At 61.7% G+C, this 26,860-nt stretch carries 29 protein-coding genes and 1 pseudogene; 13 read left to right on the forward strand and 17 right to left on the reverse strand.

The window, feature by feature from the left end; genetic code table 11:
• Positions 1 to 29 precede the first annotated feature (29 nt).
• The 5 genes from ASF31_RS05445 to ASF31_RS05475 all read right to left on the reverse strand — a co-directional run bounded on the left by ASF31_RS05445 (position 30) and on the right by ASF31_RS05475 (position 5,547).
• A complete protein-coding gene (locus ASF31_RS05445; RefSeq protein ID WP_055753696.1) occupies positions 30 to 833 on the reverse strand; it encodes an SDR family NAD(P)-dependent oxidoreductase in 804 nt (267 codons plus the stop codon).
• Entirely contained in the window at positions 833 to 2,377 is a 1,545-nt protein-coding gene (locus ASF31_RS05450) for a GMC family oxidoreductase (protein WP_055753697.1), read from the reverse strand. The genes ASF31_RS05445 and ASF31_RS05450 overlap by 1 nt, the downstream gene beginning before the upstream one ends.
• Positions 2,374 to 3,732: an alpha/beta hydrolase gene (locus tag ASF31_RS05455; RefSeq protein ID WP_082465032.1), complete on the reverse strand. Its 1,359-nt coding sequence runs from the start codon at positions 3,730 to 3,732 to the stop codon at positions 2,374 to 2,376. The genes ASF31_RS05450 and ASF31_RS05455 overlap by 4 nt, the downstream gene beginning before the upstream one ends.
• A 136-nt stretch (positions 3,733 to 3,868) precedes the next feature.
• Entirely contained in the window at positions 3,869 to 4,081 is a 213-nt protein-coding gene (locus tag ASF31_RS05465) for a hypothetical protein (protein ID WP_055753700.1), read from the reverse strand.
• 833 nt (positions 4,082 to 4,914) lie between these two features.
• A complete protein-coding gene (locus ASF31_RS05475; protein ID WP_055753702.1) occupies positions 4,915 to 5,547 on the reverse strand; it encodes a LuxR C-terminal-related transcriptional regulator in 633 nt (210 codons plus the stop codon).
• Between the two features lie 203 nt (positions 5,548 to 5,750).
• Here ASF31_RS05475 and ASF31_RS05480 point away from each other — a divergent pair, with 203 nt between their 5' ends.
• The 5 genes from ASF31_RS05480 to ASF31_RS05500 all read left to right on the forward strand — a co-directional run bounded on the left by ASF31_RS05480 (position 5,751) and on the right by ASF31_RS05500 (position 10,959).
• On the forward strand, positions 5,751 to 6,329 hold the full coding sequence (locus ASF31_RS05480) for a DUF4402 domain-containing protein (RefSeq protein ID WP_235551253.1): 579 nt from the start codon (positions 5,751 to 5,753) through the stop codon (positions 6,327 to 6,329).
• A 112-nt stretch (positions 6,330 to 6,441) separates the two neighbouring features.
• Positions 6,442 to 7,254: a molecular chaperone gene (locus tag ASF31_RS05485; RefSeq protein WP_082465054.1), complete on the forward strand. Its 813-nt coding sequence runs from the start codon at positions 6,442 to 6,444 to the stop codon at positions 7,252 to 7,254.
• Positions 7,254 to 9,968, forward strand: coding sequence for a hypothetical protein (locus ASF31_RS05490; RefSeq protein ID WP_055753704.1), 2,715 nt, complete (start codon positions 7,254 to 7,256; stop codon positions 9,966 to 9,968). Before ASF31_RS05485 ends, ASF31_RS05490 begins: the two co-directional genes overlap by 1 nt.
• Positions 9,965 to 10,507, forward strand: coding sequence for a hypothetical protein (locus tag ASF31_RS05495; RefSeq protein ID WP_055753705.1), 543 nt, complete (start codon positions 9,965 to 9,967; stop codon positions 10,505 to 10,507). Before ASF31_RS05490 ends, ASF31_RS05495 begins: the two co-directional genes overlap by 4 nt.
• Complete coding sequence (locus ASF31_RS05500; protein WP_055753706.1) at positions 10,504 to 10,959, forward strand: DUF4402 domain-containing protein; 456 nt, start codon at positions 10,504 to 10,506, stop codon at positions 10,957 to 10,959. Before ASF31_RS05495 ends, ASF31_RS05500 begins: the two co-directional genes overlap by 4 nt.
• A 1-nt stretch (position 10,960) precedes the next feature.
• Here ASF31_RS05500 and ASF31_RS05505 read toward each other — a convergent pair whose 3' ends face one another.
• The 4 genes from ASF31_RS05505 to ASF31_RS14240 form a co-directional block, all read right to left on the reverse strand.
• Entirely contained in the window at positions 10,961 to 11,227 is a 267-nt protein-coding gene (locus ASF31_RS05505; RefSeq protein ID WP_055753707.1) for an Hpt domain-containing protein, read from the reverse strand.
• Complete coding sequence (locus tag ASF31_RS05510; protein WP_055753708.1) at positions 11,224 to 11,607, reverse strand: response regulator; 384 nt, start codon at positions 11,605 to 11,607, stop codon at positions 11,224 to 11,226. The genes ASF31_RS05505 and ASF31_RS05510 overlap by 4 nt, the downstream gene beginning before the upstream one ends.
• An 11-nt stretch (positions 11,608 to 11,618) precedes the next feature.
• Entirely contained in the window at positions 11,619 to 14,093 is a 2,475-nt protein-coding gene (locus tag ASF31_RS05515) for a response regulator (protein WP_055753709.1), read from the reverse strand.
• A 361-nt stretch (positions 14,094 to 14,454) separates the two neighbouring features.
• The gene (locus tag ASF31_RS14240) at positions 14,455 to 14,676 is read right to left on the reverse strand and encodes a helix-turn-helix transcriptional regulator (RefSeq protein WP_082465035.1); all 222 of its coding nucleotides are present in this window, start codon (positions 14,674 to 14,676) and stop codon (positions 14,455 to 14,457) included.
• 68 nt (positions 14,677 to 14,744) lie between these two features.
• On the opposite strand from ASF31_RS14240, the gene ASF31_RS05520 reads away from it, so the two are divergent.
• Entirely contained in the window at positions 14,745 to 15,566 is an 822-nt protein-coding gene (locus ASF31_RS05520; RefSeq protein WP_055753710.1) for a hypothetical protein, read from the forward strand.
• Positions 15,567 to 15,937: 371 nt separating this feature from the next.
• Here ASF31_RS05520 and ASF31_RS14410 read toward each other — a convergent pair whose 3' ends face one another.
• Positions 15,938 to 16,114, reverse strand: a complete 177-nt coding sequence (locus ASF31_RS14410) for a hypothetical protein (protein ID WP_156355887.1) — start codon at positions 16,112 to 16,114, stop codon at positions 15,938 to 15,940.
• A gap of 840 nt (positions 16,115 to 16,954) precedes the next feature.
• Between ASF31_RS14410 and ASF31_RS14415 the strand changes: the two genes are divergently transcribed.
• From ASF31_RS14415 to ASF31_RS14935, 4 genes and pseudogenes are all read left to right on the forward strand, one after another.
• Positions 16,955 to 17,656: a MerR family transcriptional regulator gene (locus ASF31_RS14415; RefSeq protein WP_162233939.1), complete on the forward strand. Its 702-nt coding sequence runs from the start codon at positions 16,955 to 16,957 to the stop codon at positions 17,654 to 17,656.
• Positions 17,656 to 17,820 (forward strand): annotated as a pseudogene (locus ASF31_RS14930) (helix-turn-helix domain-containing protein); the annotation flags it as partial. The gene ASF31_RS14415 and the pseudogene ASF31_RS14930, both read left to right, overlap by 1 nt.
• Before the next feature lie 20 nt (positions 17,821 to 17,840).
• Positions 17,841 to 18,638: a hypothetical protein gene (locus tag ASF31_RS05525; protein WP_055753711.1), complete on the forward strand. Its 798-nt coding sequence runs from the start codon at positions 17,841 to 17,843 to the stop codon at positions 18,636 to 18,638.
• 3 nt (positions 18,639 to 18,641) lie between these two features.
• Positions 18,642 to 18,935 (forward strand): tyrosine-type recombinase/integrase, encoded by a 294-nt coding sequence (locus tag ASF31_RS14935; protein WP_082465038.1) that lies wholly within the window; start codon positions 18,642 to 18,644, stop codon positions 18,933 to 18,935.
• A 94-nt stretch (positions 18,936 to 19,029) separates the two neighbouring features.
• On the opposite strand, the gene ASF31_RS05530 is transcribed toward ASF31_RS14935, so the two are convergent.
• The 7 genes from ASF31_RS05530 to ASF31_RS14940 form a co-directional block, all read right to left on the reverse strand.
• Positions 19,030 to 19,392: a hypothetical protein gene (locus tag ASF31_RS05530; RefSeq protein ID WP_105625214.1), complete on the reverse strand. Its 363-nt coding sequence runs from the start codon at positions 19,390 to 19,392 to the stop codon at positions 19,030 to 19,032.
• Positions 19,393 to 19,460: 68 nt separating this feature from the next.
• Complete coding sequence (locus tag ASF31_RS05535; RefSeq protein ID WP_235551255.1) at positions 19,461 to 19,976, reverse strand: Dps family protein; 516 nt, start codon at positions 19,974 to 19,976, stop codon at positions 19,461 to 19,463.
• A gap of 391 nt (positions 19,977 to 20,367) precedes the next feature.
• On the reverse strand, positions 20,368 to 20,991 hold the full coding sequence (locus tag ASF31_RS05540) for a hypothetical protein (RefSeq protein ID WP_156355891.1): 624 nt from the start codon (positions 20,989 to 20,991) through the stop codon (positions 20,368 to 20,370).
• A gap of 15 nt (positions 20,992 to 21,006) precedes the next feature.
• Positions 21,007 to 21,549 (reverse strand): hypothetical protein, encoded by a 543-nt coding sequence (locus tag ASF31_RS14420; RefSeq protein ID WP_156355893.1) that lies wholly within the window; start codon positions 21,547 to 21,549, stop codon positions 21,007 to 21,009.
• Positions 21,550 to 21,578: 29 nt separating this feature from the next.
• Complete coding sequence (locus tag ASF31_RS05550) at positions 21,579 to 22,511, reverse strand: CBASS oligonucleotide cyclase (RefSeq protein ID WP_055753715.1); 933 nt, start codon at positions 22,509 to 22,511, stop codon at positions 21,579 to 21,581.
• Positions 22,512 to 22,513: 2 nt separating this feature from the next.
• Positions 22,514 to 23,491 (reverse strand): hypothetical protein, encoded by a 978-nt coding sequence (locus ASF31_RS05555; protein WP_055753832.1) that lies wholly within the window; start codon positions 23,489 to 23,491, stop codon positions 22,514 to 22,516.
• Positions 23,488 to 24,042 (reverse strand): 7-cyano-7-deazaguanine synthase, encoded by a 555-nt coding sequence (locus ASF31_RS14940; RefSeq protein WP_082465039.1) that lies wholly within the window; start codon positions 24,040 to 24,042, stop codon positions 23,488 to 23,490. Before ASF31_RS14940 ends, ASF31_RS05555 begins: the two co-directional genes overlap by 4 nt.
• 182 nt (positions 24,043 to 24,224) lie before the next feature.
• Here ASF31_RS14940 and ASF31_RS05560 point away from each other — a divergent pair, with 182 nt between their 5' ends.
• The 3 genes from ASF31_RS05560 (at position 24,225) to ASF31_RS05570 (ending at position 26,829) form a co-directional block, all read left to right on the forward strand.
• Positions 24,225 to 25,037, forward strand: coding sequence for a 3'-5' exonuclease (locus tag ASF31_RS05560; protein WP_162233940.1), 813 nt, complete (start codon positions 24,225 to 24,227; stop codon positions 25,035 to 25,037).
• Positions 25,038 to 25,180: 143 nt separating this feature from the next.
• On the forward strand, positions 25,181 to 25,954 hold the full coding sequence (locus ASF31_RS05565) for a hypothetical protein (RefSeq protein ID WP_055753717.1): 774 nt from the start codon (positions 25,181 to 25,183) through the stop codon (positions 25,952 to 25,954).
• Positions 25,951 to 26,829 carry a toll/interleukin-1 receptor domain-containing protein gene (locus tag ASF31_RS05570; RefSeq protein ID WP_055753718.1) on the forward strand — a complete coding sequence of 293 codons (879 nt, stop codon included), beginning with the start codon at positions 25,951 to 25,953 and terminating at the stop codon, positions 26,827 to 26,829. Before ASF31_RS05565 ends, ASF31_RS05570 begins: the two co-directional genes overlap by 4 nt.
• Positions 26,830 to 26,860 lie beyond the last annotated feature (31 nt).

A 26,860-nucleotide genomic window follows, 5' to 3' on the forward strand; every position in this document is an offset into this window, starting at 1 on the left:
CCGCCGGTCTCTCTCGTTCTGCCGGGCGACTAGCCGGCGATAGTGGCGACGGAGCCGGAATCCACCCGGATGCCCGCGCCGTTGATGAAGCTGGCGCGCTCCGAACACAGGAAGACGACGGCCGCCGCCACCTCCTCCGGCTTGCCCCTGCGATCCAGCGTCATGCCGGGCCGCTCTTCCTTCAGGAAGCTCTTGATCGCCTCCTCGAAGGTTTCGCCGCGTTCCTCGGCGCGCTTCTTCATCATGGCGTCGGTCATTGGGGTGGCGATGAAGGCCGGCGAGACCGTGTTCACCAGCACATTGTCGCAGCCGTAGGCCTTTGACAGACCCTTCGCCAGGCTGAGAATGCCGGCCTTCGAGGCGCAATAGGCAAGCTCATCGACATAGGGCTGGACCGCATCCTCCGACGCGAACAGGACGATACGGCCCCAGCCCGAGCGGCGCATGGCCGGAATGGCTTGGCGGCACATCCGCACCGCGCCCATCAGATTGATGTCGAGCGTCTCCAGCCAACCGGCGTCATCGACATCCAAGAAATCGCCGGTCGCGCCGGTCACGCCCGCTGCGTTCACATAGATGTCCGGATCGCCCATGCGGTCTCGGACCTCCGCCCACAGCCGTTCGACGTCGTCGGCCTTGGTAACGTCGCCGGTCACGCCGATGCATTCGCCCAAGGCGGAAAGCTCCTGAACGGCTTCATCCAGCGTGCCGTCCGGCTTGTCGGTCAGGGCGACCCGTACGCCTGCTTCCAACAGCAGCCGCGCCGTCTCCTTGCCCATGCCGGAATCGGCGCCGGAAATGAGGGCGATCCGCCCCTTGATCCCGAGGTCCATCACAAATCTCCTGTTCGTTGACGTTCGAGGAAGCGATCGGCCGTGCGCAGGGCGACGGCCATGAGGGTCAAGGCCGGGTTGGCCGAAAGCGCGCTGGGGAAGACGGAGTTGTCGCAAACGTACAGATTGTCGATCTCGACGCTGCACCCGTCGGCGTCGACGACCGCCCCGTCCGATTTGTCCCCCATCCGGCAGCCGCCGATGGTATGCGCCGACCGGGCTACCGCGAAGATGTCCTCGGCGCCCGCTGCCGTCCAAAGCTCCGTCATCACGCGCCGGGCATGGGCGTCCAGACGCCGCTCGTTTTCGCCATAGCTGAAGTCGATCCGCGCCTTGCGCAGCCCGACGGCGTCGACCTCATCGGACAGGGTCAGGCGGTTGTCGTCGTTCGGCAGACACTCTCCATTGATGCCGATCCCGGCGAGCCGGCGATAGTTACGCAGCGTATCGACCAGCGGCGCGCCCCATAGGCCCGCGCCGCGCGCGAACCCGCCCGCCAGGGTGACCGGCATGACGCCAAGGCTTTGGATCAGATAGCCGCCGGCGAAGTTCGCGTCCGACGGACGCACCATTTCTTCGCTGATCAGTGAAGACGGATAGCCGCGGTTCATTGACATGTCGGCGTCGAACCGCCCCCAGACCTGGGTCGCCACGTGGGTCATGAAGTTGCGGCCGACCTCGCCGCCGGCGTTGCCTAGTTCCCAGTTCAGCAGCAGGCGCGGCGTCTCGACACCGCCCGCACAAAGGAACAGCGTTCGACATTTCAGCCTTTGATCCTGCCCGTCGCGACGATAGATCACGCACTTGATCCGTCCACCGGCGTCACGCTCGACGCCTATCGCCCGCGCGTTGGCGATAATCTTGGCGCCACTGGCTGCGGCCATCGGCAGAAAGCTGTTGTCCGCGCCGCCCTTGGCGCCGGTTCTGCATCCCTGATGGCAGGCGCCGCAGTTGACGCAGGCCATGCGGTGGGGCGTCGCCCCCGCCTCGCGATCGCGGGACAGCACGGCTGCCGGCGCATCCGTAACGGTCAGCCCGACGGCCATCGCGCCACGGGCCATCGCATCCGCCGGGGCGTTGCGCGGGACAGGCGGATAGGCGAACTGTCGCCCGCCCCACGGATAGTCGGCCGGGCCTGAGACCCCGATCACCGTCTCTACGGTCTCGACATAGGATTTCAGTTCGTCCCAGCCGAACGGCCAGTCCCGCCCGCGTCCCGTCTCCGAGGCCAGCGTCAGATCACGGGGATCGGGTCGTGGGCAAAAGGCGCCCCAGTGCAGGAGCGAGCCGCCGACGCCCTGGCCGGAGTTGTTGGCCCCAAGGGCGGTTGGGTCGCGCCCTCCGCTCAGGCGCTCCTCCATCCAATAGAGATCGGCCGTCGTTTCGTCGGGCGTATGCTCCGCCGGATCGAAAGCCCGCCCTGCCTCCAACACCGTGACCGAAAGCCCGGCCTTCGCCAGCCTGGCCGCGATCGGAGCACCGCCGGCCCCGCTGCCGATGATGACGACATCGGTTTCGCCGGCCGTCCTTGCAGGCGCGCTCAACCCAAGCCCTCCATCGGCAGACGCCAAGGTTCGGTGTGGTCCGCCGCCGTCTGATCGTAGCCCTGAAACCGGCCTTCGCCGCCCGTGGCGAAGCCGTCGTAACCGGTCTGGGCCCAGGTGGCCGGCAGCGACATCCACAGGCGCGCGGCCTCGGACACGACGTCCTCGAACCACAGCCTCATGGCGTCCGCCGAAAGCCGGCCCGGCTCGGGCCATTCGCCCTGTGAAATGGTGCGCAGGATGTCGTCCTGGCGATCGGGGGCCAGGGTTGCGAACTCCGGCGCCATGGCGGCGATCTCATCCAGCCCGCGTCGCCAGGCCTCGGCGTCCGAGCGAAGATCGGCGAACCGCCACCCGTCGCCCTGTCCGCTGGCGAGCCCCACATCCAGACGCCGCGTCAGATCAGCCGGATCGCCTGCATCAGACAGAATGCGCGCGATCATCGCCGACAGCACGGCGCGCTGGGTCGGGTCCAGGACGCCGCCGTCAGCTGGCGTCGGACCGAAGTGACGATCCAGCATCGCGCGTCGGGTGCGATCCGACACGCGCTCGGACGCCATCAGATCCACAAAGGGTGGAGGCAGAGCGGATGAACCGAGCTTCTCGATGAATTCTAGAAGCAGGCCGACGAGACGGTCCGGCTGTTCCTGAGGGATCAGATGCGCCGCATCCGGCACGACCACCACGTCAGACGCGCGATAGTGGGGGGCGTTGACACGCCGCTGCGCCGCGTCGTCCAAATCGCCATCCTCTGCGCCGGCGATGATGAGGGCAGGGAAAGGCAGGACGCCGACTTGATCGGACCAGTCCTCGCGCGATCCTTCGGCCAACCATCCCCGCCAGGCTTGGGGGCTGGTTCGGGTGAAATCGGCCAGCGCCTGATCGAAGGCGGCTTGCGGCAGACCGGCGGCGGTATTGGCGTCGATGAACTGGCGCCCCCGATCCTCGATCCTGGTCGGATCGTCGAACCAAGTCAGCATATCCGCGCGCCTGTTCTCGTCCATCGGCTCCGGCGAGGGTGGCGATCCGGCGACCAGCACCACGCCCAGCAACCCGCTCAGGCCCGCCGCCCCGTCACGCGCCCGCGCGGCGATCAAGGTCGCAAACTTGCCGCCCATGCTATGGCCGACAAGGATCCAGCGCGGGAGATGGAGATCGGTCAGGCGGCGGCTCACGTCCTCGAGCACGGCTTGGACATCGCCATAGCCTTCCCCCGCCCTGTCCCCGAACCCTGTAAGATCGATTGCGACAGTCAGTACCTCATCGGAAAGCCGGTCGATCACCGCGTCCCAATCGTGGCGGCTCGAGCCCAGAGAATGAAGGAAGACGACAGTGAGGCGGGTGTCTGTGGGCATGCAGGGGCTTTTTAGAAAGCGGAGACGCGAGGCTCCGCCGTGATCGGTCGGCGGTCGTCGATCAGCGCGCCAGCGGCGCAATTGCTCCCAACAAAACAGAACCCGGCCGCCGAAACCGCTGAAACTCGCCCCCGCCTCAGGCCGCCGCCAACTCGGTCAGAAGCTTTTCAATGAAGGCTGTGTCGTGCGGTTGGTCGTTGGCGGCGTCGACGATCATGCGATCCTCGGACCAGCGTCGATCATCGCGCAAGGGCAAGGATGCTTCCTTGCCGGGCCGACGCGCCGCCGCGATCCGCAGCGCCGTCGCTTTCGGTCCCGACACGATTTCCGTGACGCCGGCATTCTCCAACGCTTGCTGTCGTTCGTTTGGGGATTCTGGACGATCGACCAAGACTTCAGGCCTTCGGCGGTAAGATTGTTGTCGGCGGGTGTCGGTTTTATCGTGGCCCTACCCGAAATGCTGGCCGAGAGTTGCGCCCACTTTTGTACTTCCGACCGGTCATTTCAGCCGAAAACGCGGCGGAACCGCGGTAAGTGGATTTCGAGGTCGCTGCAGCCAAGCACGAACGTCCTGTTCGTGGGGCAGGATTTCCCGCCCCAACCAGCGAACGCGTTCTTGTTCTGATTTCCCACCGCCTTAAGCCAATTCCAGTTCCCCATGGGTCACGATGTGCGGCAGCCGCGTTTCCGTCAAAACGCGGCATTCGGGAGGTGGTGCACGTTGAAGAGATGACTATGCGCATTGCCTGGCGTTGTGAGGATGGCGCTTACAGCATTAAGCAATTTTACGGCAAAACAGGAGCCACGCACGGCATGCTGGTGCGGGTGCGGTACTGGCCGCCCAGCTGCGCTCCTGCCCCAGATATCCGCCCGACCACCGCCCTCACGATCAAGGCGTGTGCGCGCGGGTGCCTATTTGCTCCACGCGGTGTGGCTGGCCAAGCGAAGACTAAGTGAAGCTCAGGCTGACGCTATGGTGCAGTGTACAGTCGTAGAGCTGACAGTGCGAGCTTCCGCCATAAGGCAAAAGCTGCTGTAGGACGAAAGTGTCTGAGATGCGCCATGAGCGGGCATTGGCCTCGCGGCCAGAATAAGACCTTCAGCTAGTCCAGTGTTTTGAGTGGGGCGCCATGATCTGCAAAGCGCGTGTAGGCGATTGTCGCACCGTCGCTGTCAGTATCCTCAACCAGTATTCCGGAGAAAAGGTGCGGACGCGAGAACGGCCTGGCTCCGATTGTTGACCTCAAGCTTTTTGAAAATGGCGGAGACATGCTGCTTCACAGTGCCTTCAGTCAGATTCATGTCCCCTGCGATTTCCTTGTTGAGCTTGCCCTCGGCGAGGGCGCGAAGCACGCGTAACTGAGCTGCCGAGAGACGCGCGACGCGGCGATGGAAATCAACGGCGACTGGATCGGGCGGCGTTGCGTGGGGAAATCGTTCCTCGCCGCGCATGATGTCGCCAACGGCATTGACCAGGGTCTCGACTGGGGCGGCCTTGGACAAATAGGCCTTGACGCCGAAAGCGCGAGCCATGGCGACCGAGTGGGCGTCGATGCGCGCCGACACCATAGCGAAATCGGCGTCCGGCAGGAGCTGTTGTAGCCGAAGCAAGGCGTCAAACCCGGTCGCGTCGGGCAGGATCAGATCCAGCATTACCAGTTTGATCCGGCTGCCCAACTGTCTGGCGCAGGCCTCGGCCTCCGCAGCGGACAAGACGCGGGCGACATCCAGGTGCGCATAGGCCGATCGGATGGACAGCTCCAACGCTTGGCCCACCAGGGGGTGATCATCGACGATCAGAACAGTCCAGCGCATCGCTCCAGCGCCTCCAAAGCTAAGCCTTAAGTTGTCTCGCCTCATGTAAGGATTGCCTAGGACACCTTAATGAGGCGTTTCCCATACAACTCAGGCCAGTATGCAAAGCTTGCTAAGGAAAATCGCATCAGCGCTATAACTTTGGTTATGTTTGAGCCGTTTTGCACGTCCGGCTTGTGGACTCCGCTGCAGATCGGGCTGATTTGGCGCTCCAACAACGACGCCTGTCCGGCGCCGCCTCGCAGTTGGAGCTGATGATGAACAAGTCGCTGATCGCCGCCGCCGCCCTCGTCCTGACCGCCATCGCCGCGCCGGCGCTGGCCCAATCCGCATCGACCACAGGGTCGGGATCGATCACCGTGATCCGCCCCCTGACCATCACTAAGACCGCCGACCTGAAGTTCGGCACTGTCGTTCGTCCCGGCACGGGTTCGGGCACGGTCGTGGTCAGCTCCGCCGGCGCCCGGTCGGTCACGGGCGGCGTTGTCGGCCTGAACTCGGGCGATACGCCCGCCGCCGCGGCCTTCTCGGTCGCCGGTGAAGGCGGACAGTCGGTGTCGGTAACCATCCCCGCGACCTTCTCGATGGCCAATGGCACGGACACCCTGACGGTGACGACCTCGAACAGCCTGACGGGTTCGGCCGCCAGCCAGACCCTGTCCAATGCTCTGGGATCGGCCGGTTCGCTCGCCTTCAGCGTCGGCGGCTCGGTCCCCGTCGCCTCCACCACGGCAACGGGCGCCTACACCGGCACCTTCACCGTCTCGGCGGCGTACAACTAGGGCCATGTATCCGCTCCAGGTCGACCACGAAACGCCGTCGACGCTTAACGAAGCGGAAGGCTTGAAGGACCATGGTCCTTTCGTGCCGCAGTTGCGCGGGATCGGAGTGAAGATGGTTCGATACCTTTTGCCGGTCATCGCCTTCCTGGCCATCGCCGATCCGGTCATCGCCCAGGTTGGGGCCGACCTGAACATCTCGCCCAAGCGCGTGGTGTTCGGGCCCGGCGAGCGCAGCGCCACAGTCTATGTGTTCAATCAGGGCGACCAACCTGCGACCTATTCCGTCGAAATGGTCGACCGGGTGATGACGGCGGACGGCCAGATCGTCGCCGCCGCAGATCGGCCCGATGCGACGGTCGATTCCGCGCTTGATCTCGTCCAGTACACGCCCCGCCGCATCACGCTTCAACCGCGTGAAAGCCAGGCCATCCGGGTACGCGCCCGTCCCGGTGCCGAAGGCGAACACCGCAGCCATCTGACCGTCACCGCCCTGCCGCCCGAGAACGCCGGCTTCACCGTCGATCAGGCGGCGGCCGGCGGCGGCGACGTGACCCTGCAGGTCGTGGCTTTGTTCAGCGTCAGCATACCGGTCATCGTCCGCGACGGCCCGGTCGATGCGCGCGCGGCTATCGATCGCGTGGCGGTCAAGAAGGACGGCGATCAGACCCTGCTCTCGCTCGATCTGGTCCGTAACGGCGCTAGTTCCGTCTATGGCGACGTGGAGGTCTTCGTGGAGGACGCCGCGGGCCGCCGTCCTCTGACCGCCGTTCGCGGCGTGGCCGTCTATCCCGAGGTCGCGCGTCGCACTGTCGTCGTCGCCCTGCCCGATGGCATCACGGCCGGCCAGAGCCTGGCCATTGTCTATCGCGACGACGATGCGGCAAAGGGCGAGGTGCTGGCGACGACGACGCTGATCGCCCCGTGATGGCGGCGCGCTCCACAGGCGCGGCTCTGATGGCCCTGGCCACCTCGGGCATCGCCTGGAGCGCCGCGGCGCAGGACAATCTGGTCCGCAATCTGGTCATTGCGGCCGATCCTCAGCCGTTCAGCGCCGACGATCTGCTGTGGATGGAGGTGGACGCCGGCGACGTGGCCCTGACGGACTCCATGAACGTCTATGCGTCCCGCTCCGGCGTGTTCTTGCCGTTGGGCGAGTTCGCGCGCGTACTCGATCTCGCCGTCGGCGTCTTTCCGGCGCAGCGCCGGGCCGAAGGCTGGGTCTTGGACCCTACAAATCGCATCACGGTCGATTTGACGACGCGCGAGGCGGTCGTCGCCGGGCGCACGATCCGGTTCGCCGTCGATCAGGCGGCGATCTACGACGACGATCTCTATGTGCGCGTCGATCTGATCGAACAGCTGTTGCCTGTGAAACTGAAGGCCGACCCCAGCGCCCAGAAACTGACGGTCACCACGACGCGCGCCCTGCCGTTCGAGCAGCGCGCCGAACGCGCCCGGCGTCAAGCCGCCTCCGGCGCTATGGACACTGACGACGGCGTCGTGCGCCAGCCGACCCCCTATCGGATCGCGAGCCCTCCGGCCTTCGATGTCAACATCGGCGGTCAGATCACGCGCGACGGTCAGGACAACGCCGGACGCTACGACGTGCGGGTGGCCGGGGACCTCCTCTACGCCGGGTTCGAGGGCTATGTCGGCTCCGACGACGGCGGCGCGATCAGCAATATTCGCGTTGCCCTGACCCGCAAGGATCCGTATGGCCGCGCCCTCGGACCATTGGGCGGCACTCGCGCCAGCCTGGGGGATGTGTTCTCGCCCTCCATGTCCATCGGCGCATCGGGCGTCGCTGGACGCGGCGTCTATTATTCGTCGGCACCGTTGGAAAATCTCGACCTCGCCACCCCTTTGAACCTTCGAGGCGAACTGGCCTTGGGCGAAGAGGTCGAACTGTACGTCAACGAGGTGCTGCAGCGCTCGCAGACCTCGGCGGTTCAGGGACGCTACGAGTTTCTGGACGTGCCGCTGGCCTTTGGCCTCAACACCATTCGCCTGGTCTTCTATGGATCCCAGGGTCAGATTCGCGAGGTCGTGCGCCGCATCAACTTCGGCTCGGGCCAGATCGAGCCGGGTCGGTTCGTCATGCGCTTCAGCGCCATCGAACAAGGGATGACCGTCTTTGACGTCGGCGAGCGCTTGGGCGGGCCCGAGGTCGGATCGCTGCGTCTGGTCGCCACGCTCGACTACGGTTTGACGTCCGGTCTCACGCTCAGCGCCGGCGCCGGTCGCTACGATCCGACCGGCCGCGACAGCCGCACCCTGACGACCGCCGGCGTTCGCAGCTCGCTCGGCCCCATCGCCGCCCAGATCGACGCCGCCCTGGACGACCAAGGCGGCCGGGGCGTTTCCGTCGGCATGGCGACCCGCGCCTATGGCGTGTCCTTGTTAGGTCGGCATTCCGAGTACGGCGCCGGCTTCATCGACGAGACGCGCCAGCTCGGCGTGCTGGACCAGGCGCCCCTCTCGCGCGCCACCGACTTTCGCGCCGATGGACAGTGGACGGCGCCCGGCGGCCTGATCGTGCCGATCTCGTTGAATGCGCGCCGTCTCAGCCGCGTCGACGGTGTCAACCTGACCACCGCCGAACTGCGCGCCTCCGCCCCCTTCGGTCGCTACTACGCCTCGGCCAACGTCGCCTACGAAGCCGAAAATGTCAGCGGGCTCGAGCGGCGCCGCTGGCTGGGCGGATTCGATGTGAACACCCTGATCTCGGCGCGGCTGCAAACGCGCGCAGGCCTGACCTATGAGGTATCGCCGAACCCCAGCCTCGAGACCGCCTACGTCACCGCCGATTGGCAGTTGAGCCCGACCGCCGCCTTGCGTTTTGGCGCCATTCGCGCCCTCGGGCCCCAGGCCTCGACCGCCGTCCAGGCCTCTCACCTGTGGCGGGCGCCCAGGTTCGATCTGGCCCTGAACGTCGCCTATGAGACGCGGCGTCAGGACTGGCGCATCGGTCTGCAGCTAGGCTTCGGCTTCGGCTACGACCCCGGCCGCGAACGCTACCGGATCACCCGGCCGGGCGTGGCGGGCGGCGGGTCGGTCGTCATCAACGCCTGGGTGGACGAGAACGGCGACGGCAGGCGTCAGATCGACGAAGCCGGCGTGCCCGGCGTGGTCGCCGATACGAATGCTGGGGGCGTGACGACCGACGCCGATGGGCGTGTCTACGCCACCGGCCTGGGCGACGTGCCGACGGCGCGTGTGCGGCTGACGACCGAGGGCGTCGACGATCCGTTCCTGTTGGGCGGCCCGACCGACATCCAGATCGTTCCGCGCCCCGGCCAGACGGCGCAGATCGACTATCCGATGCAGCGCAGCGCCGAGGTGCAGTTGCTTGCCCTGCTGGCGAGCGGGTCCGCCGCACCCCGCCCCCTTGCCGCCTTGGCCATCGAGCTCGTTCCGCAGGCCGGCGGCGCCCCCATTCCAGGCCGCAGCGATCATGCCGGAGTATTGTTCGTCGAAAGCCTGCGTCCCGGCGCCTACGATCTTCGTCTCGACGCCGCCCAGGCGCAGGCCTTAGGCGTATCGCTGATCGAGGGTGTTCGGGTGATCGTTCCGCCGCACGGCGGTTTCGTTGACGCCGGACGCGTGGTGGTCCGCATCACTGGCGAGGCGCAGCAATGAACCGGTTCGCTCTTTCTATCTTGATCGCGACCAGTCTGGTGTTCGCCGCGCCTCGGCAAGCCATCGCCGACGCTTCGGTGACGCGCTCTCCCGCGACCGCGCCGACCTTGGGCACCACTATTCGCGGCACGTCGGCGACCACCTTCAGCATTTCCACAGCCGGCGTCGTGACCCGGACCAGCGGAAACGCCATTCGACTGTCGTCCAGCTCGGTGACGACGCCAACCCTGTCGATCAATTGCGGCCTGCTGAACCTGTCAGGCCTGTGCGCCGTTCGCTACATTCGCGTCACCATCACGCCCGTGACGGGCAGCGGCCCTGCCTCCATTTCTCGTCTGCGCGTCGGCTCGCTGAGCGGAGCGACCTACAGAACCGGATCGCCGCCAGCGGACGCAGCCAGCCTGACGTTCGACCTGAATCCGATCGGGCTGCTGAGCACGGCGACCCTGCGTCTCGGCATGGACGTGGTGCTGGCCGCCAACCCTGCAAGCGGATCGTACGCCTTCGATTACATCGTCACGGTTCAACTGGTGACATGATGAACCCGCGCGCGCTGCCGCTCACCGCCCTGCTTCTTGCCTGCGCTTTTCCAGTCCTCGCCCAGGAGCCGGCCCGCGCGACGCTCAGCGTCGAGCGAAGCCTCAGCATCGCCTCCGTTCGACCGATCCAGCTGTCGCCGGACGATCCTGTCGCCACCTTGTCCATGCGCGCCGACATCCAGCCCAACGCCCCCGCCGTGATCAGCGTGACGGGCGATCCGGGGCGGGTCTATCGCATCCGCGTGCCCGACACTCTGACGTCCGTCGAAGGCGTCGCCTTGGTCGAAGGCCTGCGGATCTGGAGCGAAAATACGGGCGACATCTCTTCCAGCCGCACTTCTCGCATGGATTTCGAGGGTCGCGACCTGCTGCGCGTCTCGGGCCGTCTGCGTCCCGCAGCGGGCGCAACAGAGCCGATCGCCGCCCTGCCGCTCAGCGTTGATTACGAATAGATCAGTCCAAGGCCTCAAGCCTCGCGACCAACCGATCCGCCTCTTCAGCGTCCAGTCCCCGCCCTGCGGCAAAGGCCTCATCGATCGCTAGCGCCGCCTCGGCCAAATCAGAGAAGCCGAACATTCCGGCCGATCCTGCCAGACCATGCGCGATCCACTCGACCTGGCCGATGTCGCCCGCTGCAAGGCTTTGAATCAAGGCTGCCCGATCCCGCGCCGCCCTCTGCCGAAACTCGATACGCAAGTTGGCAAGGGGATCGCTCGTCATGCCGCATCAGCCGCAAGGATGTCGCGCAACTGACGGGCCAGCGTCATGGGATCGAACGGCTTGACTAGCACTCCGATGGCACCCAGTGCCTTGAGACGCTCGACTTCATCACTTTGCGCCCTCGCGGTCATGAAGATGACGGGCGTCGTCGCCAGGCCCTCCATCTCACGAAGTCGTGCAAGAACACGAGGGCCATCCATTCCCGGCATCATCACGTCCAGCAGGATCAAGTCCGGGCGTGCGCCCTCCGAGAGCCGTGTCAGCGCCTCGGCCCCCGACGCCACGCTCGTAAGGGTCAGATCGGCATCGAGCTCCAAGGCGATTGCCGCCACCTCGCGGATGTCCGGCTCGTCGTCCACGTGCATCACGGTCAGGGTCATGGGCTCTCCTCTCAGTGATCTTGCGGCGTAAACGTCAGCCGCCGGACCGTGTGCGCCAGATCGGCCAGCGACGCTGATGACTTGACCAGAACGGCCTCGACCCGTTCGCTCAACGCGCCATCCATGTCCTGAGCGGAATACACAACGACCGGGACGCCCGACCTCCCTGACCCGAGTTCGGGCAACAACTCCAGCCCGGACCCATCCGGCAAACCGAGGTCGAGGATTACCAAATCTGGCTTCATCTGCGTCAGAACTTGCCGCGCCTGCGACAGGCTGACAGCGCTGGTGATCGCAGCGATGCCGCTCAAGGTCTCGGCGGTGACCTGCAGAATGTCGGGGTCGTCGTCGACGTGCAGGATGATCGGCGCCCGGCGCCCCAATCGTTCGAGCACCGCCGAGATAGCGGCGCGCAGTCGACCTTGATCGAAAGGTTTCTCCAGCCAGTCGATGACCTCAAGCGATCTTCCCCGGGCCCGTCCTCGCGCCACATCGGCCGAGACGACGACCACGGGAGTTTCCAGAGTCTCGGGCCGTTCCCGCAACGCTCGGATAAGGCCGATGCCGTCCGTGTCCGGAAGCTGAAGATCCACCAGGATGGCGGCGAAGGTTTCGCTTTCAACGGCTTCCAATGCTGCTGTCGCGCTGGTTGCGATCACCGCATCGAATCCATCCTGCGCCAACATGATGCGCAACACCTCCGCCGCGTCGGGATCGTCCTCCACGATAAGGAGGCGAGGTCCGTCGCTCGTCTGCGCCATGCTGTTATCGAGCGTCATCGGCAGGTCGAGATGGAAGGTAGCTCCGTCCCCAGGTGCCGACTCGAACCACAACCGCCCACCATGCCGTTCGGCAATTTCCTTGGCGATCGCCAGGCCAAGGCCTGTTCCTCCCTTCTGGCGCGTATCCGACCCGTCCGCCTGGGCGAATTTGGTAAAGATCCGCGCGCGGAATGCCTCGGGTACGCCAGGACCATAATCGCGCACGCTCAGACGCACGATGCGCGCCTCTGGGATCACAACAACCTCGACCGTGCCATTGGATGGCGAGAATTTCGCGGCATTTGACAGGAGATTGACCACCACCTGAACTAGGCGATCCCCGTCCCCCAAGACCGGAGCCGATGGGCCGTCGGCCAACTCCAGCGACACGCCCAGTTCGTCAGCATAACCGCGTACCGCGTCTAGCGACCGCACGGCGACATCGCGCAGATCCAGCGGCTGAAGCTGCAGATTGATTTGGCCCGACTCCAGCTTCTCCACGTCCAGAATGTCGTTAATCAAGCGCACGAGCCTCAGACTGTTGGAATGGGCGATGCCGATCAAACGACTGGCGCGCTCAGACAGAACGCCGGCTGCCCCGCCCGCTAAAAGGCCGAGGGAACCCGCGATGGAGGTCAAAGGCGTCCTTAACTCGTGGCTGACGGTCGAGACGAACTGCTTCTTCAACTCCTCCACCCGCCGTCGATCCGTGATGTCCCGCACCACGGCGACCAGATGTACGCCGGCCGGCAGCGCAAGGGGGCTGAACGCGACATCGACCGGAAAGCCCTCGCCGCTTCGCCGACGCCCGATCATTTCCTGTACCAGCCCACCGGTCGCGTCCGCCCCGCCGGCCCGAATCCGCGCCATCAGACCAGCGTCGTCTCGGTCGGCCGTTTCCAACAAAACCGACACGTCTCGCCGCCCCAGCATCTCAGCCGACCAACCAAACATCCGCGCCGCGGCCGCATTCATCGTCTCGATGGTGCCGCTGGGGTTCAGTGTGAGTATCGCATCGATGGCGCTGTCGAAAATCGCTTCTTGCCGCGCCGCCGTGGCCCGAACCTCCGCCAGCAACTTCCGCCTTGTGGCGACGTACCGCACAAGCAATAGTGTCGCCCCGGCCACCACTACGATCAGCGACAGGAACAGGCTCGTCACCATCATCTCGGTCGCGCGGGAACGCGCCTCGACCCGTTGGGTCAAGGCAGCCAGCGCCCGGGCGTCGATCTCAGTCATCCGATCGATCGTGACCCGTATGCGATCCATCGCCGCCTTGCCTTCCCCCTTGGAGACGACGGCAAGGCCGGCTTCGCTACCGCGCTGATCATGGGCGTCCAGGGCTTCCCGGATCGCAGCCAACTTGTCGGCGATCCGGTCTTCGAGGTCCTTGATATTGGCGCTCTGCGCAGCGTCGCTAGCGTAAGCGGCCCTCAACCTGGGAAGCTCGCGATCCAGGCGTCTGATCGCCGTCTGATACGGCGTCAGAAAGTCTGGATTGCCGCTTATGATGTAACCGCGCTGACCCGTCTCGGCGTCCTGCATCAGGGAGAAGACGGTCTGAAGTTCTTCCCGGGCCCGGTAGGAATGGGCGGTCTCCTGGCGCAAAGCGCGCACGCGCTCAAAATCGCGTCGCATTTCCAAGCCGACGAAGGCAAGAACTAGGACCAAAGCACCCACCGCCAGCGCGAGACCCAATCGCTTCAGAACACTGTTGCTCATCATCCCACTCCAACGACCGCGTCCATGCATGCTTACTTCTGCGTGTAACTGCGTCTACCACCATCGTCTAATGTGTAAGCCTTCGACGCAATCGTTCTTGCCAGGCTGCGACCGTCGATTGATTGAGAGTCGAAAGTTGGTCGACGCTTGTGACTTCAATCGGCCGGCATGGTGATCGCAACGAGGAGATCAGTTTTTCTCAGCACAAAGCAGGCGTCACCACCGTCGTTAACAGGCGTCCTTAAGGTTTTGACGCCCAAGAAGCGGACCTTTCCAATGTCTTCTTCGAGTCACAAACGGACGGACGTCACAAGAAATAGTCCGGTCCGACGCGCCACGTCGGCAGGGAGCGAACATTTACTAGCTAGCCAGCTACGCAAAAAAACTCGGCTGCTGAACACTTCAGACCGGCGGCCAACGCAAACACCGCCTTAATCCCGACGTTTCGCTCCCCGCGCTCGATTCCGCCGATGTAGTTCCTGTGCAGACCAGCTCTATCAGCCAGTTCCTCCTGGCTTAGCCCAAGCGCGATACGACGACGCCTCACCGCCCGGCCAAAACTCAAAAGATCAGGGTCAACTTCCACCTGATGGACTTGCGGTGGACGCGGATCCTTCTCTACACACTATCAGTGTGATTTTGAGGACGACCCGAATGACAGGCTTTGCCGACATCTCCGAGATGAGCCCCCAGCTCCAACTGATGATCGGAACCGGATCGCATCTCGATCCTGCCGAACTCGATCCGCTAATCATGCTCGCGTCGCTTACAATCATGAAGAACGCCGGACGTGCCGGCCTGGGTGCCGACGCCCTAACGACGCTCTCGCTGCTGCTGATGGTCTGGACTCGCCTGCTGCGGGACAACCCCGACAATGGAGGGCTAGTGAAAACGTCCGCCGAAGACTTGGCAGATCTCTCAGGCTGGCCTGTCGAGCGAGTCCACGCGTCCCTGCAGGCGCTAGGTCCGCATATCCTGATCGATGACCTCGCCCTGTTCGCCGCAGGGGATTTGGAGATCGGCTTCGCACCGCTGCTACATCAGGATGGCGCCGACTGCGGCGAGATGCTGATCCGCTATTGGACGGCTCACTATGTGATGAGAATGGGGCCGAAGCTCGAAGCTGCCGTAGAGACCATCGCGGAGGGCTTGGCACGAGCGAAGGACATGGACGGTGCCGGGGAACGCGTAGCGAGGCTCAAGGCCCGTTGGTATGCCTATCGAGCCCAACGCGAAAGCCTCGCTCACTACACGGTGTACGGCGCCGGCGCGGACCTGGCTGCCTTCGTGGATGACGTCTCGACGGTAGAGGGCTTGCACGACGCAGTGGTTGGTCTGGTAGACCCCGCCAGCCATGGGCCACTGACCTTTGCTCAGGAATGCGGCCTTCTTCCCTGCACCAAACTTCAGGCTCTCGCGATCAGTGCAGCTGAGCTGCAACTGAACCCCGTCGAGGCGAGGGATGTTCGGCACTGAAAGGCAGGGCATTCGGAGGTTTGTCGTGGTCGCCGCGCCGCCCCGCAGCTTTGGTCATACGTCATACTGCCTTATACGACAGCCACAGACTTCGCTGGGAGACGCCTCATGATGGATGTTCTTATATTCATGGCCGGTGGGGTCACCGCAGTGGTCATAGCCTGGTTGGTCAAGCCCATTTTTGGGGGGCTCATAGAAGGCATGAATGGCGGGACTAGCCGGCGTAAACGAAGGTCGGAGTAGCAGCTGGTTCCGCATGTGGGTCGATGTCTCGACACCGCGTTCCTCCGGCACGGAGGATGTACAGCCCTCGTCGCGGTAGCCCTGCGCGTGCCGGACGAGCGCAGCCGAATCAACGCGAGAGAACTGGGTCAATAAGGATCGCTTGGCTCGTCATGATCGCCGGCGCGGGACTTTCGATCACACAGCGCTCGCACCATTTCGGAGATCACCGTCTTGATGGCGAGGACCCCCACGATGGTGAACGAGAACACCAAAGCCATCTGCACAAAGTTCATCTGAAAAGATTGCAGCTCAGCGTCGATCACCGTCGTTCTCCTAGCTGATTGGCCGCCAAATAATCCATCTCGAGCGCCATCTTAAACCCAGCCCAAGGGGGCGATAGGCCTGTGTTCGAGACAATAAATCCCGGCAACAAAAACGTCTAACCCCAGTGGGGGCCATTAGGAATATCATCCTGTGGAAGATGATGCACACCTTACGCACACCTGCGGTAGCCTTAAGCTGTTGTATTGGCACACCAATCCTCGGGCGCAAAATAGATCACAAGTGACCCATTTCCGCGTTCGGTCAGATTGTTAAGCGCAATCAGTAGCTTTGATGGGTCACCGATGATCCATCTGGCAGGTCCCTTCTGCGCTAACTCGCGAATTTCCTCGCACGTCCTTGCGCGACATTTATGGCGACATGGTCAGACACGGACTCAGCCTGTTATCCGACACGATCGCCCTAACCATGCCGTCGCGCTCCACTCGGATAAGGCCAGATGCTTATCTTCGAGCGGCTGGACCAGATCGTGAAGAAGAGCGGATAGAATGGGCCGCCGAATGCGGCGAGTACCACTTTATGGACGAATGTAAAGACGAAGGCCCAATGCGAAGAATACGGCCACGTCAGCAACCGCAAGCTTTCGGCACTTTAACTGTTGCGGATTTATGTCACGCTGAAGCGGCCGAAGTTACAAAGTCAAAGTCTGGGAACGGATCGCAATAAACTACCCAAGCTATCCGATCATCTCACAGTGCCTGACGCGCGCCTATAATGAGGTCGTGAAAGACTGTTTCCACGACAGCGACCACTTCGCTCAGACGCTCTGGCCTGCGAAATGAGGTGGGCCTTACAGCGCACCCCGTGTGATGTCTCACAAAATGCTTGACGATATCGATTTTGTGAGCAATCTCACACCCATGACGCAGGCCTCCGCACCAGATGAATACCACCTCGAGTTTACAAAATATGGGCCGTCTGATGTTTCGCGGATAACAGGTGTCTCCAGCGACTTGCTTAGGGATTGGCGCCGAAGGGGAATCATTAAGGCCTCCGACTTTGGGAGCAGTGTCTACACCTCACTTACCATCGCGCAGATCATGCTTCGGCGCGCTCTGAGCGATGTAGGCGTTCCCCTCACGGCGTCCGAAAAATCAGCAGATTTAGGCGCGTTACATGTTCTTGGCTTCGCTCTAGGAGCACCAAAGGCGATCGAAGAGCCGGCCGACATTTCTTCTGCTAGCGTAAGAGGCGCGATCAACGAACTACAACTGCCATCCGATTTTCGTTATCTGCTAATAACCCGACCTCAAATTGTAGCCGATGATCTATCTGACCTGCCAAACGCAGCAGAGTCTTTCGAACAGTTCGGCGGATTATTGCCACTCCCAAAACTAGAGGTTGGACTCGGGATCATCGAACGCCTTCAACGAGATAATAGAGCTGAAGCGTGGTCTGTCGTGGATCTAAGGGCGCTTGGTGACAAGCTGTTGTGGGGGAGCAAGCGCCCGATCTGCAGGCTGTGTTCCGGACCGAGACGTGCTGCACATCCAGTTGCAGCCTCAAAGGTTGGAGGTGGCTGATGTCAACATCAGCAGCAGCCATCTCCTCCACCCTGCTGACCTTGAGGGAAGTTTGCGCCACGCTCCGGCTTTCCGAAAAGACAGTCCTGAACCTTATCAACGCCAGATCTATCCCGGCGATCAAAACCGGCCGCCAGTGGCGCATCCGCTCTGACGACCTCGACAACTACACGCGAGGCGAAACATGTCCCTCTATCGTCGCGGCGAGACCTGGCATTACGACTTCCAGTTCGCGAGTCAGCGATATCGGGGGACGACGCGCTGCACCAAAAAGGGTGACGCCCAAAAGCATCTCGAACGCCTCCGCCGAGATCTTGCCCTGGGATCATCTGACGCGCTCCAAGAGCAAACGCTGAAGGATGTTTCAGTGGAGTGGTTCAATGCCAAGGTGGCGGGCACCAAGGCCGAGGCCACCGTCGCGTTTAGACTGAACATAATGCTGCGACATTTCGACGGCGACGCTCTGATCTCCACCATCGGCGCGGCCGAGGTTCAGGCGGCAATCAGCCGGCGCCGCGTGGAAACCACTCGCCAAGGTAAGCTGCCCTCCAACGGCACAGTCAACCGCGACCTGATCGACACGACTCTTCGGCCGATCCTGCGCTTTGCGCGGCGAAATCTTGAGCTCAAGGTCCGCGAGATCCCATGGAGCGATCTGCGTCTGAAGGAGCCCAAGGGTCGCACTCGCACTTTCAGCGGCGATGAGATCGAAACCTGGCGCGCGGGTCTGCCGGAATGGCATCGCCCCCTATTCGACTTTATCAATCGCTACGGCGTCCGGCTGAACGAGGCCTTCTTCCCGCTAGACGCCGTTGACGTCGTGGGAGGACGGGTCGCGCTTCGGGCCCGCAAGAACGGCGGCACACATTACCTCCCTCTCCTGCCCGACGACCTTTCCGACATGAAGGCGAGGATGGGTCGTGCCAGGGATGCCGATCTCGCCACGGTGTGGTTTCGTCAGAAGCCGGACGGTAAGCTCTAAGCCATCACACCCAGAGGGCACCAAGCAGCGTCCCAAGCCGCGCTCAGGGCGGCCAAGATCGTCGACGCGCGGCCGGTTCATGACAGACGTCACCACGCCGCTACCACGGCATTAAAGGCCTCGGGAAATCTCGCTGTGGTGAAGCAGCTTCTTGGGCACGAGAGCATCACCTCGACCGCTCGCTATGCCCACGTCTCAGACGCTGACGTACTTGCAGCTCTAGGGCACAAATCCCACCACAGCGACGCGGAGATCTCAAAAATCTCCAGCGAAAACAATGCGAAAGATGCTGGATGAGCAGAAACCTAAATCCAGTGCGTCTACCAGTTCCGCCACATCCGCATCGGGTAGGCGGTCGGCTCTAGAGGGTGACGCCGCTCAGGGCAAGGCCTCAGCGACGGCCAGCGACCAGTTCGTTGCGGATGGAGCGCCCCAAGGGATCGCGGGCGCGCCAAGTGTCGCCGACATCGGCCTCGACCATTCGGCTGCAAAAGCGCGGCAGGATCTGGCGCGGGCTGAACCCGCTCAAACAAATCTTGTCGCCCTCGGCGGACCAGCGCGCCGCCACCCGTCGCCCGTCCGAAAACTGAGAGGTGTAGCGTCCATCCGGCTCGAAATAGTGCCTCACCCACTGTCCATTCGGATAATGGGACACGATCGTATTGCCGAACGCCTTGGACATATCGGCTGAGGCGGGCGAGGCCGCCAGCACGCCTACAATCGCCAAACCGCAGATCACCGCACCCTGCTTCACACGCCTCTCCTGCGCCGTCCGTAATCGACTATCGACGATACATAAGACGGCGCAAGCGCTGCGGTTCCTCAGCCGTTACCGCGACGACCCGATTCGAACAGGAACCAGACGCGCTTCTCGCTCTCGTCGATCCAGTTCTCGAGCAGGCTGGCGGTGGCCACGTCGTTATGCTCGTCGCACAGGTCATGGACCTCGCGCATCCGGCCGATCAGTTCGCCGTTGTCGTCGCGAAGCTCGGCCAGCATATCCAGCGGATCGACGTAATCGGCGTCATTGTCGGCGATGCGTGCTTCCTTGGCGATCTGACCGATGGAGCGCAGCGTGGTCCCGCCGATCTTGCGCGCCCGCTCGGCCATCGGATCGGTCATGGCCAGGATTTCCGCCGACTGCTCGTCCAGCATCAGATGATAGTCCCGGAAATGCGGGCCCGAGACGTGCCAGTGGAAATTCTTGGTCTTGATGTAGAGGGCGAACGTATCGGCCAGAAGCCCGGTCAGAGCGGTGGAAATGCTCTGGGTCGCCTCCTCCGACAGGCTCGTCGGCGTCTTCAGAGGCGCTAGGCGCTTTTCTTTGGCGGTGACCATCATCGTTCTCCTCAGCAGCAGTCTGCGGTCAAGCTAGGTAGCCGGGCATCCGAACGGAAGCCCTGGCGCAGATGATAATGCTGAAGCTGTGAAGTGGTTCGGCGGCGCCGACCTTTGTCGGCGGATGGCTGGGGAACTAGGATTTTCGCCAGACTGTCTTTTTCCCAGTTAAATCAATGCCAACGCTCGATGCTGCGAAACCGTTTTGGACCGACTTTGTATCAGGTGATTTGGGCCGAGGCGTCAACGAGCGTCAGCGCCTTAACCCCGTAATCCCGCTGCTGAGATGCGAGATAATGACACCTGTCAGCCAGAGGTCTCTTGCGCCATCACACCATCGCTTCCAATCACCCCACCGAATCCGGCGGACCTCAACGTGGCGACCTCGGGCCTAGTTGACCAAAGCGACTCCTCGGTGCCCATCAGCGGCGTATCGCCAGAGGATCAAATCCACTACGCCCATTGAATCGCCGGTGGCGTCTGCAATCTCCGAGCACAGCGTTTGAACGCACGGCTGCCCCAGCATTTCGGCCGTTCTAGCGAGATGCCGATCTGCTTTAGCGCAGGGATAGCCGAGGTTCTTAGCGAGATGGAACGATGTGATCGGCCCGATAAATGGCAGGCGTTGCAGCGCTGATATGGGGTCTTGATCGAGTTCGCCCCGCAGTCTCGCCCAGTCTTCAGCCACCGTTTCTGCGATCTGGATTATCGCCTCGATCTTCTGCCTATGGCCGAAGACGGTCAGCGCAGATGCACGGCAATAGTCCGCGCTAGATGCAACTTCGTCAGCCTCCCAGTCACAAAAGCACAATGCCAAAGCTGGGAAAATCCGGCGGGCTACCGCTTCCCGAAAGCCGGAATTGACGACGACCCAAGCGGCTTCAGCCAGAAACTCATCTGGGACCACTGAATCCATCGTGCGCGATGCCTGCCAGTCAATCTCCGACTGGAACCCGCCGTCAATCAGGACAGCCTTTGCCGTTTCGTAGAAACGAATTCGCTCGCTGTGATCCACGCACGCCCTCCCCATTCAGCGGAAAGGATTGTCTCGCAAGATGAATTTCACCTTGGTTAACATAATGCTTGCGCCGGGATGATCGTCGAGGTGCTTGCTAATGGCTACCTTCATTTTGTGATGGCGTTTGAGACGTAAGAACGCCCCGTCTGGGATCGCAACCGATGCACTTGCAGTCATAGCTTCCTGAGTTCGGACGCGAGCATACTCCGCTTCCGAGACCTCTGCGTCATCGCGACTCAAGATGATGCCCAACTCCCGTTTTAAATCTGCGTGCAGATGCATCGACCGGTCGTGCGTCTCGCTCCTCGCTTTCCAATCCACGCGCAATTGAACGATGCCAAGGAAGAAGCCGAGAAGACCGAGGCAGCCAACCCAAATCGTTGGACTGAACCCGAATGGCGTAAGTTTGCGGCCGATTGTCGGATCAACAAATGACAGTGCGACGAGCCATGATCCAAGCGCGAGAATTGACAGGTCGAGACAAAGCGCTCGTCTCGAATAGGCGTCGCGCAGCAGGGCGTGGCCCGAGCATGTTTGATCGACCACTCGTTTCAAACGCTCTAGCTCTTGCCGCTCACCCTGCGTCACAGCCCCGCGCCCAGTATGGCACGCCACTGCTCTAGCGACTCCCCTGTCGTCGCGTTTCGCATCCGCTTCGCCAAACGATCCAGAACGTGGCTCCGCGCCATCCGGTCGGGGCTGCCAGCCGCGCCTAGATATTCGTCAACGTGCACCGACTGACCAGTGCTGTCTCTGATGGGCGCATGGACCAACTGAGCAGCCTTTTCAAAATAGGTGGGCAGCATTTCCGAGGCCACGCGAGGTCCGGTGTATCCTTTGAACGCGGCTATGCCCAAGCTCTCCATGTGATAGCCACTCAACCGCAGCGCCTCGGGCAACTTGGCGTTCAGGGCCTTCGCCAGCTTAATCACCGGCACAAGTTTCCCTCCGCAGTCTGAGTTTGCGTGGGATAGAGCCTTCTGGAACCCATCGGGCTTTATATGCGACCATCCTTCAGTTCGTGACGATGGCACTTTCAATCCCGCGTCAGTGCGTAAGGCGGGAAGAAGTTGAACTTCCATGCCGTCGCTATATTGCACCGTCACAGCCATCCGGCCTCGCGACACCGAAGCGGCGTCACTCACATTACCTGAGAGGATGCCAATCAAGCGATCAAGGACGTCGGAAGGCGGCTTGGACGCAAGCGACGTGTCATTGATGATCAGCAGGGAGTCGATGTCACTCAACCCATCGACGTAAGTCTTCTTGGCGACTGAACCGCCAAATAGTTGGTCTACCGACTCCTCTAGAACGCCCGTCAAACGCTCCTTTAGGAGATCGAGCCGTTCGCGGACCAGCGCCACGTCTCGCGAGTTGTAAGCTGCCAACTGGTCACCGATCAGGGAGCCAAGGTTAGATTGGAAAGTCTCGGAGACCAGCCTGTCTTGCGACTGCCGAACCTCCTTAGCGATCTCGCTTGGAGACCTTGAAAATCGCCTATCACCACCACCAGCCATGCTTAATCCCCGAGCCTGCTCAGCATATTTTCGTGGGCATTTTTTATGATCTCAGAGTGATGTTTGAACGCGCCGAAATCTCCGGTGCTCGCGAACCTCTGCATTTCGAGTTCCATGTCCCGCAAATACGAGTGGTTCTTGAACCAGCAGTGGGCATCTATCATCGGCGTCTTAGTAGAGACCGGCAGATGTAGGTTCCCGTAGTTCTGCTTGTAGATGGTGTATCCATCGACGTAAGCGTAGCGAAGCCACGTTAGGCCGTCGAATATATCTGCACCGGCGACGAAGTAGAGCAGTGTCGAGATAGTATCCAAACTGCCGAAAATGTGAATCGGCGTTTCCATTCCGACAGCCTGCATCGCCCTTCGCAGGCGGGCGATATTCGCCATCCGATCTAGCGTCGAAGTCCCAAGTTCCTTCTCCGTCAAACCAATCACGTCGAAGGAACGAAGGTCGTTCACGGATGCAACGATGGGAGGAATCTGGACGAGAATCTGATCTTTGGTTTCAGGCTTCAGAAGAATTTCTTTAAGCAGATCAGGCCGCAATTCAGCGCCCTTCCTTGCCAATGCAATCTGGTCAGCGACTGGATGACGTTCCTTCGGATGGTCGAAGCTTATGATTACGGTTGGCGACGCGGGTGAGGCTGCCCAATCCCGAACTACTGCTTCGTGAAAAGAGCGCTCCCATTTCTGGGGGACGTGATCCTTGTCACCCACGTCGGATAGCTCGTGATCCTTGCTCGCCTCGTAGCCTCCGCTGTCGAGGAAACAGACGGACGGAAAAGTGAAAGGCGGTTTGATCGTTTGATAGTGAACGTCATAGGCGCTGAAAAGGGCGGGTCCATCGACGACATCGCTCGTCACGTCCACAACGCTTTGCAGGTCGGGAAAGCCTTTGCTTGAGTAGGATGGGACCAGCATCGGCGTCTGCAAATCCAGATCGACGGGGCCAATGCGGCGCTGTTGAGCTAACCTCATGGCTGCCGGTCCCTGCACGATGCACATGTCCCGCACGGAGGCACCGATCCGCGCTCGCAACTGTATGTCAGCGAGATTGGAACGCCTGCTTTAGCCGCATAGTCGATGACCTCATTTTTCATCCAACTCGCGAATGGATTCAGCAGTCGAATGGCACCGTCAGATTGCTCTTCGAGCAGGCGTGACATCGACACGAGGAATGGCTCCGAGCAGTCGTAGTAAGGCGTGCCCGCGTGGATGCCAGTGACTATGACTGCTCTCCCGTAGCCTGTGAGACAAGCTGCCGCTGATATGAGGAAACCGTTGCGCCCGACGACCTCTCCCGAGGTCAGCGAGCGGGAATGGGCTACGGTTATCAGGCCCAGAGACCTCTCGTAGTGGGCGGCGACGGCCTCAGCAGCCGACCGCTCTTGCGCGCGTGCTGCTTGCCCATAGTCGACGAAGAGCGGCTGAATCGGAAAGCCGCTGTCTCTGACGAAAGCCAGCGCTGCGGCGCTATCAAGCCCACCACTTAGAAGGACGATGTGCTGCACATGATTATCGCCGATCACCGAGTCCCCACCCGCTGCGAATCGAAGGCTTAGACATAACTGCGTTCAACGGAACACGCCAACATTGTGTGCAAATGTCCTCCAGCGAGAAGCGGTAAAAGGCCGTCAGCGTCAGCGTTCGAACGAGCGGTCTCGGATCGTTTGGGTCTCCAACTTGAAACTATGGGTGACAAACCATCGATTTGGCCGACAATCCCGATCCGCTTACTGAAGGAGTGCGCTTGAACCAACACGTTGTAGTCTTCGATCTCGAAACCGTCCCTTGCACGGAGACGCTCGCCCGCCTTCACGGTCGCGAGGCCCTCACCGACGATGGGGCTGTCGAAATTCTCGGCGAGAAGTTTCCCAAGCTTCCGCTCCACAAGGTCGCAGTGCTCGCTGCCCTTGTGGCCGAGCGTGTCGAGGGGGTCTGGCGCGTAAGGTCGCTGGGCGCTCCTCACATCGGCGACCGAAGCGAGAGCGATCTGATCTCGGCGTTCGCCGCCCGAGTGGACAGCCTCAGACCGACGCTGGTGACCTTCAACGGCAATGGGTTCGACATGCCGGTCCTGCGCTACCGAGCGATGGTCAACGGCATCGCTGCACCGGGCCTGACCTCCCGCCCCTACTTCAAGAGATACGATCAGGCGCACGTCGATCTGTGCGATGAACTTGCCAGCTTCCAATCGAACGCGAAGGCGTCGTTGGACGACCTGTGCAAGATGATGGGCCTGCCGGGCAAGCCGGAAGGGATCGACGGGTCGAAGGTCTGGGAGCACGTTCGAGCCGGTCGTATCCAAGAGTGCGCCAACTACGGCGAGACGGATGTCGTGAACACCTATCGGGTGTGGCTGCGTTATGAACTTTTCAGAGGGGCGATCACGCTGGAGCAGATGGCTGAAAGCGAAGCGGACCTCACCGCGTTCATCACGGCGCGACTGGGCGAACGGCCGCACCTCGCGTTCCTGATCCAGCCGCAGATCGCAGCGCCTAACGCAACGCTGGATCGTGCTTAGCTTAGGCTAGGGCGTCAGAACGGCGCGACGTCTCGCGCGTCGGCCTTCTCCGAATCGTCGGGCGAAATCTCGTTTGGGTCAGTCAGTGCACCTAATGCGAACTCGCACTTCGACTCGTCGCGCACCGGTGCTATCCCGCCGCAATGCCTTATCTTGATCCAGACACCGCGAAGAAAATCGTCCCGATTGCCGAACTTGCCCGTGAGAAGTTCACTGAGAGCGATTGGCTTGCCATCGGCTTCAAATCGGGGGTTCCGCATCGGATCACGGCCCGGCTTCTGAAGAGCCTGAGTTGGCAGAATGAGGACTACGCTGGTTTGGTTATGACGGTGATCGGGGAGATCGTTAGTGACGACCCGACGAACCTCAAATTAGTCGAAGACTATCTGGATCAGAACTACGGCGTCGGGGGGCCTTCGATCTCCACCGCTCCGGCGTCCGGACAGAGCATCCGTTTCACGCCTTCCGTCTTCAAAGTTCCCGATGCTCCACAAGACCCAAAGCTGATCGCGGTTATGATGCCCTTCGGCTCGGCCTTCGACGGCGTTTACGCAGCTATCAAGGGCGCGTGCGCGAGCACCAACTATTTCTACGCTCAGCGGGCTGACGACATTTGGGATGACACCACAATAATCCAAGACGTTTTCAGCCTTATTTTCAGAAGCCACGCTGTGGTTTGCGATTACACCGGCCGCAACCCAAACGTCTTTTACGAAGCCGGGATCGCCCACACTCTCGGGAAGATCGTCGTCCCGATTACGCAGAACGACGCCGACGCTCCGTCCGACCTCAAACACCATCGCTATCTTCGGTATCTCGGCAACACCCAAGGGCTTGGGGAACTGGAGGCCAAGCTCACTGAGCGGCTAGTCAGCATCGCACCTCAGCGTCTTTCTGTCTGGTCGTCCCGCCCATGAGCCTTACGAAGTCGCAGCGAATCAAACTGATCCAAAACATCGCTGACCACATGGAGTCGGATGACTGGACAATGATCGACCTCGTTCTGAAGCAGTTCGGGTTGCGGACCAGCGACCAGTGGTCGAATGACCGCAAAAGCTACGTTATCGAGATGGTGAGTGAGGCCAGCGACGACGATCTAAGCGAGCTTGCCGAGCATTTTGGCATGGAGGTTAAGGCGAAGGATGCAGACCCTGCGCTACCTCCGAACCTTCCATACTGGGCCGATGGGCAGGTTCGCGTTTTCATCTCGCACCTCACAGACGAGCGGCAGCAAGCTGCTGATGTGCAAGCCGCGCTGTCGCGATTTGGAATGAGTTCTTTCGTTGCTCATAACGACATCCATCCAACCGTCGAATGGCAGATTGAAATCGAGTCCGCGCTCGCGACATGCGATCTCCTAGTCGCTCTGATCCACCCGAAGTTCGTCGAGAGCCGCTGGTGCGATCAGGAAGTTGGATACGCGCTAGGCCGAGGTATTCCGGTCTTCACCGTCCGATGCGGTGCTGATCCTCACGGGTTCGTAAGTAGATTCCAAGCGTTCAACGGCAACGGTAAAACCGCCTTTCAGATTGCGACGAACATCTTCGAAGCAGCAATCGCGCATAAGAAGCTTCAGGCGAAAATGGCGGACGTGGTAATCAGCCTGTTCGAAAACAGTGGCTCCTTTGCGTCAGCCAAATCTCGGATCGGTTTCGTTGAGCAATTGAAGGTCTGGGACAAGACCTATTCCTCAAGGCTGGTGAAAGCGGTCGAGAAAAACGATCAAGTTTCAGGCTCATGGGGCGTGCCAGAGCAGGTTAAGGCTCTCGTAGCCAAATGGGATAAGGCATAGCTGAGCATCGGCGGATTGATCTCTGGTCTCC

Origin of the sequence: Brevundimonas sp. Leaf280 (assembly GCF_001422455.1) — a bacterium.
Classification (GTDB): domain Bacteria; phylum Pseudomonadota; class Alphaproteobacteria; order Caulobacterales; family Caulobacteraceae; genus Brevundimonas.